Annotated in this window: 8 protein-coding genes; 2 read left to right on the plus strand and 6 right to left on the minus strand. The window is 77.6% G+C overall.

What is annotated here, in order from left to right; genetic code table 11:
• Positions 1 to 66 precede the first annotated feature (66 nt).
• The 5 genes from ACFUMH_RS18295 to ACFUMH_RS18315 form a co-directional block, all read right to left on the minus strand.
• Positions 67 to 807: a hypothetical protein gene (locus ACFUMH_RS18295; RefSeq protein WP_378208898.1), complete on the minus strand. Its 741-nt coding sequence runs from the start codon at positions 805 to 807 to the stop codon at positions 67 to 69.
• Between the two features lie 88 nt (positions 808 to 895).
• On the minus strand, positions 896 to 1663 hold the full coding sequence (locus ACFUMH_RS18300; protein WP_378208900.1) for a hypothetical protein: 768 nt from the start codon (positions 1661 to 1663) through the stop codon (positions 896 to 898).
• Positions 1660 to 2061, minus strand: coding sequence for a PadR family transcriptional regulator (locus ACFUMH_RS18305; RefSeq protein ID WP_378208902.1), 402 nt, complete (start codon positions 2059 to 2061; stop codon positions 1660 to 1662). Before ACFUMH_RS18305 ends, ACFUMH_RS18300 begins: the two co-directional genes overlap by 4 nt.
• A 56-nt stretch (positions 2062 to 2117) precedes the next feature.
• Positions 2118 to 2591: a hypothetical protein gene (locus ACFUMH_RS18310; RefSeq protein ID WP_378208904.1), complete on the minus strand. Its 474-nt coding sequence runs from the start codon at positions 2589 to 2591 to the stop codon at positions 2118 to 2120.
• A 159-nt stretch (positions 2592 to 2750) separates the two neighbouring features.
• Entirely contained in the window at positions 2751 to 2954 is a 204-nt protein-coding gene (locus tag ACFUMH_RS18315; RefSeq protein ID WP_378208906.1) for a cold-shock protein, read from the minus strand.
• A 234-nt stretch (positions 2955 to 3188) separates the two neighbouring features.
• Here ACFUMH_RS18315 and ACFUMH_RS18320 point away from each other — a divergent pair, with 234 nt between their 5' ends.
• Entirely contained in the window at positions 3189 to 4226 is a 1038-nt protein-coding gene (locus ACFUMH_RS18320; protein WP_378208908.1) for a P1 family peptidase, read from the plus strand.
• Positions 4227 to 4253: 27 nt separating this feature from the next.
• Here the strand turns inward: ACFUMH_RS18320 and ACFUMH_RS18325 are convergent, their stop codons facing one another.
• Entirely contained in the window at positions 4254 to 4763 is a 510-nt protein-coding gene (locus ACFUMH_RS18325; RefSeq protein ID WP_378208910.1) for a DinB family protein, read from the minus strand.
• Positions 4764 to 5068: 305 nt separating this feature from the next.
• Here ACFUMH_RS18325 and ACFUMH_RS18330 point away from each other — a divergent pair, with 305 nt between their 5' ends.
• Complete coding sequence (locus tag ACFUMH_RS18330) at positions 5069 to 6085, plus strand: CPBP family intramembrane glutamic endopeptidase (RefSeq protein ID WP_378208913.1); 1017 nt, start codon at positions 5069 to 5071, stop codon at positions 6083 to 6085.
• Positions 6086 to 6143 lie beyond the last annotated feature (58 nt).

Genomic DNA, 6143 nt, shown 5'->3' on the forward strand with positions numbered 1-6143 from the left:
GTCGCGGCCGACCACCGGCCGCGCCGCCGCGCTCGTCGCGTCGCCGGGGAAGGGTGGGCGGCATCGTCAGGACGGCAGGGCGGCAAACACGCCGAGCAGCACCATCGTCGCCACGGGCACGACGAGCGCCGACTGCCACGACCACCGCCGCCACGTCCGCCGCTCCGCCGCGTGGTCGACGGGACGCCCGGGCGCGCGGACGACGTCCGGGTCCGCAGGGTCGGTGCCCGCCGCCACGGTGGCGGCCAGGAGGACGAACGCCCCCGCGATCGCCACGGGCGGGGCCGCTCCCGTGACCGCGCGGTCGGGCGCCAGCAGCATGATCGCGACCTGCACGCCCAGGAGCAGCGTCCCGCCGAGGGCGGCGCGCCACGGGCCGAGCGCCAGCACGCGGCGCAGCGTCGCCGTCGGGAACCGCGCGGCGAGGGCGGCGAGCCCGACCAGGAGCGCCACGCAGACGAGCGCGCCGACGCTCACCTCGAGCCTGTCGCCGCGCACCGCCGGCACGCCGGCCTGCAGGACGACCAGCATCCCGGCGAGCTGCCCGACCGTGCCCACCGCGCTGCGGGCCTCCAGCGGGCCGCCGGGCGGCGTGCCCAGCGCGTCGGCGAGGCCGGCGGCGTACTCGGCCGGGTCGCCGAACGCGTCCCGTGCGTCGCTGCCGGAGTCGACGCAGTGGTTCTCGACCTCGACGACCGCCGCGCCGACGGCGTCGCCCGGGACGTCGCGCAGCCGCAGCTCGACGACGAAGTCGGACAGCCAGCGGGGCTCGACGTGCGGGGCGAGGGCGGCGGGGTCGGTGCTCATCGGGCAGCCTCCGTCGGGGGTGCGGGCGGGGAGGTGCGGACGCGGGCCCGCGGGTCCCCGACGGCGGGTGCGCCGGGGCCGGTGGTGCTCACGGGCGCAGCGCCGCCCCGAGGACGGCGACGAGCACGGCCGTCGTCACCCACGCGCCCCAGACGTCCGCCTGCCGGAGGAGGCGCAGCTGCCACGGCGCCCGCCGGGGCGCCGGTCCGGCGTCGGAGGCGTCCGTCCCGGCGGGCGCCACGACGGGGTCGTCGTCGAGGTGCGGGCCGCGGGAGAGCTGCTGCACCGTGCAGGTCGTCAGCAGTGCCAGACCCAGCGCCGCCAGCGGCGCCGGCGGCAGCTCGAGCACGGCGTCCGGGGCCAGGAGGTACAGGGCGGCGACGACGGCCGGGAGCGCCAGCGACGCGAGGGCGACCCGCCAGGGCGCCGTGTCCAGGAAGAAGCGGAGCACGGGCGTCGGGCGGCGGACGACGCCGACGAGCGCGACGGCCAGGAGCACGAGCAGGACGGCGACGGACAGGTGCACGTCCGCCGCCTGGCCGCGGAGCAGCGCCACCGCACCGGTCGTCGTCGCCATGATCCCGACGGTCTCGGCCGCCACCGGCCCGACGGTGCGCAGGGGCAGCGGCTCGTCGTCGCGGCGGCCCGTGGCGCGCGCGAGCGTCGCGGCGTACGTCCGGGCGTCGCCGAACGCCTCCTGCGCGTCCTCGCCGGAGTCGACGCAGTGCGCCTCGACCTCGGCGAGCGCGCCGCCGATGGCGTCGCCCGGCACGTCGTGCAGCCGGAGCTCGAGGACGAGCTCCTCCCGCCACGCGGCGTCGACGTGCGGCGCGATCGCCTGGAGCTCTGGGGTCATCGGAGGGCCTCCGGGCTGGTGACGGGCACGAGGGGCGCGACGTCGGCGTCCGCCCCCGTGACGAAGGTGCGGGTGAGGTCGGCGAAGCGGGCCCACTCCGCGGCGTCCCGGCGCAGGCGCGCGCGGCCGGCCGCGGTGAGCTCGTAGTACTTGCGCCCGGGGCCGCCGTCGCCGGGGCGCCACTCCTCGCGGACGAGGTCGGCGGTGTGCAGCCGGCCGAGCAGCGGGTAGAGCGTGCCGCCCTTCACCTCGCCGAGCCCGGCGGCGTCGAGGCGCTGCGCGATGTCGTACCCGTACGTCGGGCCGTCGGCGAGCACGCGCAGCACGCACAGCGTGAGGACACCGCGCAGCCACTCGCCGGGCCAGTCGGCCGGCGGGAGCTGCGCGGTGTCGGTCACGCGCTAGACAGTACGCCTGACTAGATAGGCGCACAAGATACTGCCCGGGGGTCGCGTCACCCGACCTGGCCGGCGGCCGTCTCCAGCGCCCGGTCGTGGATGCCCGTGATCTGCTCCGCCCCCGCGAGGTGCTCCCACAGGTGCGCGCCGGCCTCGAGGCCGACGGCCAGGCCCAGGTGGTAGTCCGCCCACGGGTCCGGCAGCGGCCCACGCGGGTCGACCGGCGGCCACGGCGCCGGCGGCCAGACGAACGGCGGGCGCCTCGGCGGCGTCCCGCACCAGTCGTCGATGTCGAACCGGGCGCCGATGCCGAGCCGGTCGGCGGTCGACGCCGTCCGCAGCAGCTCCGCCGCGGCGAGGAGCCCGGCCTGCATGCCCGGCGGCAGCGGCTGGGGGTTCAGCGCGACCACGTCCGCGCGGCGCGCGCGGGACCCGACGCGGACCAGCGGGCCGTCGGGGTTGCCGAGCAGGTCGAAGATCTCGGGCGCGTGCCGCCCGATGAGGTTGATGGCGGACGTGCTGAGTCCCATGGTGCCCTCCCGTGCCTGCGCGGAGCCGGACGGCTCCTGCCGGGAGGGGTGCTCACGCGCCCGCGGTGATACGGGCCCGCAGGTGAGCGTGCGGGTGGAGATGCCACGAGGGCGCCCCGGCCGAAGCCGGGACGCCCTCGTGATGAGCTGTGGTGGTGCTCAGACCGGCGAGACGTTGGACGCCTGCGGGCCCTTGGGGCCCTGCTGGACGTCGAACTGCACGCGCTGGTTCTCCTCGAGCGAGCGGTAGCCGCTCGTCGTGATGGCGGAGTAGTGCACGAACACGTCGGCGCCGCCGTCCTCGGGGGCGATGAAGCCGAAGCCCTTCTCGGCGTTGAACCACTTCACGATGCCAGTAGGCATTGTTTCTCCTCATGCGGGTTGCTGCGACCCCGACGACCGGGACCGGTGAATCACGGTGGCCGTCGTCCGCTCCGGAGAACGTGATGCCCGGGTTCGCACCCGGACCGACAAGCTGAGCACTGCGACTACGGCCACAACACTAACGGTCCCGCGGCGCGAATGCGAGGTTTCCGTCCGGACGGGTGTCCCGGGCCCGTGTCCAGGCCGAGCGGGAGGCGTGCCAGGCTGGGCGACGTGGACGATCCCGACGCCCCGACCGGCGGCCCTCCCGGGGCCCTGACCGACGTCCCGGGTGTGCGCGTCGGGCACGCCACCCGCACCGGCGACGGCTGGCTCACCGGGGTGACCGTCGTCCTGCCGCCGCCCGGCACGGTCGGCGGCGTCGACGTGCGCGGCGGGGGACCGGGCACGCACGAGACCGACGCGCTGGACCCGCGCACGCTCGTGCCCACCGTGGACGCCGTCGTGCTCACCGGGGGCAGCGCGTTCGGCCTGGTGAGCGCGCACGGCGCGCAGCAGTGGCTCGCCGAGCGGGGGCGCGGCTACCCGGTGTCCGCCGTGCCGGGGGAGGTCGTGCCGATCGTCCCGGCGGCCGCCGTCTTCGACCTCGGCCGCGGCGGCGTCTTCGGGCACCACCCGACCGTCGCCACGGGGTACGAGGCCGCCGCCGCGGCGGACGCGTCCGGCGACGGCGCACCGGTCGCGCGCGGCTCGGTCGGGGCCGGCACGGGCGCCGCGCTCGCGGGCGCCGCGTACAAGGGCGGCGTCGGCACGGCGTCCGTGCGCCTGGACGGCGTGGGCGCCGTCGTCGGCGCGCTCGTGGTCGTGAACGCCGCCGGGGCGCCCGTCGGGCTGGGCGCGCCGGCGTCGCCCCCGGGCGGGCCGCTCGGGCCGGACGGTGCCCCGCGGGTCGTCGCCGGTGCTGCGGCGGGCGACGGCGCCCGGTCCGGTCCCACGCTGCTCAACACCACGCTCGTCGTCGTCGCCACCGATGCCGCGCTGGACCCCGCCGAGACGTCGCGCACCGCGACCGCCGCGCACGACGGGCTCGCCCGCGCGCTCGACCCGGTGCACACGCTCGCCGACGGCGACACCGTGTTCGCGCTGGCCACGGGCGCGGTCGAGCTGCCCTCCGACCGGCCGCGCCGGGTCGCCGCACTGGTCGCCGTGCAGGCCGCGGCCGCGACCGCGGTGCGTGCCGCGGTCGAGGACGCGGTGCGGTCGGCGACGGGCGTGCGGACCGCCGCCGTCCACCTGCCGCCGTGGTGCTGACCGGCCGGACGCGCGCCGGGGCCCGCGTCAGCGCGTGCGGTCGAGCACGCCCCGCAGGTAGGACGCCTGCCCGGCGTGCTGCAGGTCGTCGGCGAGCACGCTGATCAGCCGGACGCCGAGCGTGACGGGCGGGTCCCAGTCCTCGTCGACCACCACGTCGAGGTCGTCGTCGGCGAGCCGCTCGAGGTACGCCAGCGTCTGCGCCGTCGTCGCCTCGAGGTAGCCGAGCAGCAGCTCCGCCGACGCGCGAACCTGCCCGACCTCGTCGGGGGACTGGCCGTAGCCCGTCGCGGCGTCGTCGAACGGCAGGCCGAAGCGCTCCGACCAGCCCTGCGCCGTCCACACCTCCGCGACGCCCGCGAGCGGTGCGACCTGCGCGTCCTGCACGCGCGCGGTGTGCCACGCGAGCCAGGCGAGCGTGTTGGCGTCGGGGTCCGGGCGGCGCGTGAGGAGCGCGTCGTCGGCGCCGTCGAGCGCCGCGCGCAGGTCCTCCCCGATGCGTCCGAACCCGTTCGCCAGGACCTCTGCCGACCGCATGGCGCCTCCTCGTGGGGTCGTGCCGCCCGGGCGGTGCGCCGGGCGCGTCCACCACGACGCTACGAAGCGGCCGGGACGCGCGCGACCGGGCGGGTGCCGCGGCGCCTTAATGTTTGATAACTTGTAGAACAAGCGCTCCGAATCCGCCGGGTGTCGGTCCGCTCGACGCCCCTGCGACGACGACCGTCCTCGAGGACCTGTTCGACCGTCCGCCCGACCATCCGCTCGACCATCTCCTCCGACCGCCCGGGAGGCTCGCCATGACCGTCCCCGTACCCGTCCCGCCCACCTCGCGGGACGCATCCGTGCCGTCTGTACCCGTGCCGTCCGGCCCCGTGCCGTCCGGCCCCGTGCCGTCCGGCGGGCCGACCGACCCCGCCACGTCCGCCTGGCCCGCGCGCGTGCCGTGGCGCGCGGTCGTCACGTTCGTCGTCGTCGCGTGCGGCCTCGCGTGGCTCGTGGCCGCACCGCTGTGGGCGGGGGACGGCCTCGCGTCGCCGCTGTTCGCCGTGCTGGCCGCGGTCACCATGTGGACGCCGGCCGCCGCGGTCCTCGTCGTCACGCTGCTGCTGCGCGTGCCCGCGCGGGACCGGCTGCGCGCCCTCGGCGCGTGGCCGCTGCGCCCGGCGCGCCGCACGGTCGGCCTCACCGCGGTCGGGCTCGTCGTGCCGCTGGTCGTCGTGGCCGTGACGACGCTCGTGGCGGGTGCCGTGGGCCTCGTCGACCTCGACCTCGTCGGCTTCTCCGGCTTCGCGGCGCAGGTCGACGCGACGCTGCCCGCGGGCGCGTCCGTGCCGCCCGTCACGGTGCTCGTCGTCGCGCAGCTGCTCGCCATCCCGCTCGCCGCCCTCGTCAACAGCCTGCTCGCGCTCGGCGAGGAGATCGGCTGGCGCGGGTGGCTGCTGCCGGCGCTGCTGCCGCTGGGCACGTGGCCGGCGCTGCTCGTCAGCGGTGCGGTCTGGGGCCTGTGGCACGCGCCGCTGATCCTGCTCGGCTACAACTTCGGCCGCACCGACGCCGTGGGCGTGCTGCTCATGGTCGGCGGGTGCGTCGCGTGGGGCGTGCTGCTGGGCTGGCTGCGGCTGCGCAGCGGGTCGCTCTGGCCCGCGGTCGTCGCGCACGGGTCGCTCAACGCCGTGGGCGGGCTCGCGGCGCTGCTCGTCGCGGTCGGCGAGACACCCGACATGGCGGTCGTCGGGCCGCTGGGCCTGGTCGGGTGGGGCGTCCTCGCCGTCGTGGCGGTCGTCCTCGCGGCGACCGGGCAGCTGCGGCGCCGTGGCGCGCTCGGCACCCCGGCCGCGACCGCGGCGCCCACCGCGTGAGGACGTGACGCGTCGGGACCGGCACGCGGGAGGACCGTGACGCGCGCCCACCACCCGG

The organism is Cellulomonas sp. NPDC057328 (genome assembly GCF_042667215.1).
Classification (GTDB): Bacteria; Actinomycetota; Actinomycetes; order Actinomycetales; family Cellulomonadaceae; genus Cellulomonas.

Bases quoted from the DNA above. Each gene is read 5' to 3' on its own strand.
- ACFUMH_RS18295 (WP_378208898.1), bottom strand. From the start codon at position 807: ATGAGCACCGACCCCGCCGCCCTCGCCCCGCACGTCGAGCCCCGCTGG.
- ACFUMH_RS18300 (WP_378208900.1), bottom strand. From the start codon at position 1,663: ATGACCCCAGAGCTCCAGGCGATCGCGCCGCACGTCGACGCCGCGTGG.
- ACFUMH_RS18310 (WP_378208904.1), bottom strand. From the start codon at position 2,591: ATGGGACTCAGCACGTCCGCCATCAACCTCATCGGGCGGCACGCGCCC.
- ACFUMH_RS18315 (WP_378208906.1), bottom strand. From the start codon at position 2,954: ATGCCTACTGGCATCGTGAAGTGGTTCAACGCCGAGAAGGGCTTCGGC.
- ACFUMH_RS18325 (WP_378208910.1), bottom strand. From the start codon at position 4,763: ATGCGGTCGGCAGAGGTCCTGGCGAACGGGTTCGGACGCATCGGGGAG.